Source organism: Rhizobium sp. 22-785-1 (assembly GCF_053521965.1).
Genome location: NZ_JBNWDI010000019.1, coordinates 1 through 2,500 on the forward strand (window position 1 = coordinate 1; position 2,500 = coordinate 2,500).

At 53.7% G+C, this 2,500-nt stretch carries 1 tRNA gene and 2 rRNA genes (1 of these 3 cut by a window edge); all 3 read right to left on the reverse strand.

The features are described from left to right. A tRNA-Met gene (locus tag ACQZ5M_RS21020) sits at window positions 1-77 on the reverse strand. Window positions 78-305: 228 nt separating this feature from the next. Then, window positions 306-420: ribosomal RNA gene (gene rrf, locus ACQZ5M_RS21025) — 5S ribosomal RNA — on the reverse strand. Window positions 421-547: 127 nt separating this feature from the next. Then, window positions 548-2,500: ribosomal RNA gene (locus ACQZ5M_RS21030) — 23S ribosomal RNA — on the reverse strand; it runs 847 nt beyond the window's last position.

Consider the following 2,500-nt stretch of genomic DNA (forward strand, 5'->3'; position numbering starts at 1 on the left):
TGGTTGCGGGGGCAGGATTTGAACCTGCGGCCTTCAGGTTATGAGCCTGACGAGCTACCGGGCTGCTCCACCCCGCGTTGATTTTGAGCGATGTCCGAGGGATTGCCCGGATGTTTTTGTTTTGCCGGTCCTCGGAAGCTTTGCTTCCTGCGGTTCGGCAGGGGCTGCTCGAGCCCTCGTTGACTTTGATCGACTTTGATGTCGAGTAAGTTTTAGAGGTGCAAAAGGCCGCTTTGTGTGCGGCCTTTGGTATCGGCCTTGGCCGTTATGTTTGTGATTTGAGAAGATTTTGTTGCGTTTAGCAGACCTGGCAGCGACCTACTCTCCCGCGTCTTAAGACGGAGTACCATTGGCGCTGGGGCGTTTCACGGCCGTGTTCGGAAAGGGAACGGGTGCGGCCGCCCCGCGATAACCACCAGGTCGGCGAAACGCAACGGGCGCATGCTGACGCATGTGCCGTTGTATCGAGAAGCTGGAGAGCTATTTGCTCTGATTTATTTGAACACGTGATGCGATCGAGTTTATTCGATGAGCATGAACAATGGGAACGAAGAAGTCGCTCGAGCTATTAGTAACGGTAAGCTTCATGCATTACTGCACTTCCACACCCGTCCTATCGACGTGGTCGTCTTCCACGGCTCTGATAGGGAACACTCGTTTTCAGGTTGGTTTCCCGCTTAGATGCCTTCAGCGGTTATCCATTCCGTATATAGCTACTCTGCTATGCCCTTGGCAGGACAACAGATCCACCAGAGATACGTCCATCCCGGTCCTCTCGTACTAGGGACAGATCCTGTCAATATTCCTACACCCACGGCAGATAGGGACCGAACTGTCTCACGACGTTCTGAACCCAACTCACGTACCGCTTTAAATGGCGAACAGCCATACCCTTGGGACCTGCTCCAGCCCCAGGATGCGATGAGTCGACATCGAGGTGCCAAACAACCCCGTCGATATGGACTCTTGGGGGTCATCAGCCTGTTATCCCCGGCGTACCTTTTATCCGTTGAGCGATGGCCCTTCCACACGGGACCACCGGATCACTATGACCGACTTTCGTCTCTGCTCGACTTGTCAGTCTCGCAGTCAGGCTAGCTTATGCCATTGCACTCGACGACCGATTTCCGACCGGTCTGAGCTAACCATCGCGCGCCTCCGTTACTCTTTCGGAGGCGACCGCCCCAGTCAAACTACCCACCATACACTGTCCCGGATCCGGATAACGGACCGCGGTTAGACATCCACGAAGATAAGGGTGGTATTTCAAGGATGGCTCCACAGGAACTGGCGTCCCTGCTTCAAAGCCTACCACCTATCCTACACATGCCTTGGCGAATGCCAGTGTAAAGCTATAGTAAAGGTGCACGGGGTCTTTCCGTCTGACCGCAGGAACCCCGCATCTTCACGGGGAATTCAATTTCACTGAGTCTATGTTGGAGACAGCGGGGAAGTCGTTACGCCATTCGTGCAGGTCGGAACTTACCCGACAAGGAATTTCGCTACCTTAGGACCGTTATAGTTACGGCCGCCGTTTACTGGGGCTTCAGTTCAAAGCTTGCACCTCTCCCTTTAACCTTCCAGCACCGGGCAGGCGTCAGACCCTATACGTCGTATTGCTACTTCGCAGAGCCCTGTGTTTTTGATAAACAGTCGCTACCCCCTGGTCTGTGCCACCCCATCACACTTGCGTGCAAAAGGGTCACGCTTCTTCCGAAGTTACGCGTGCAATTTGCCGAGTTCCTTCAACATAGTTCTCTCAAGCGCCTTGGTATACTCTACCTGACCACCTGTGTCGGTTTCGGGTACGGTCTATACGGTGGAGCTATTTCCTGGAACCTCTTCGCCGCCCAACCAATCCAATAAGGTTGAACAACACACGAGATCCGTCACTACCACCAGGCCCACGAATATTAACGTGGTTCCCATCGACTACGCGTGTCCGCCTCGTCTTAGGGGCCGGCTAACCCTGCTCAGATTAACTTTAAGCAGGAACCCTTGGTCTTTCGGCGAGGGAGTCTCTCACTCCCTTTATCGTTACTCATGTCAACATTCGCACTTCCGATATCTCCAGCAGCCCTCACGGGTCCGCCTTCACAGACTTACGGAACGCTCCGCTACCACACAACTTACGTTGTATCCTCAGCTTCGGTGCATGGCTTTAGCCCCGTTACATTTTCGGCGCAAAGACCCTTATTTAGACCAGTGAGCTGTTACGCTTTCTTTAAATGATGGCTGCTTCTAAGCCAACATCCTGGTTGTTTTGGGATCCTCACATCCTTTCCCACTTAGCCATGACTTGGGGACCTTAGCTGGAGGTCAGGGTTGTTGCCCTCTTCACGACGGACGTTAGCACCCGCCGTGTGTCTGCCGACTAGTACTCCTCGGTATTCGGAGTTTGGTTAGGATCAGTAAGACGGTGAGTCCCCATAGCCCATCCAGTGCTCTACCCCCGAGGGTATTCGGTCGACGCTCTACCTAAATAGATTTCGCGGAGAAC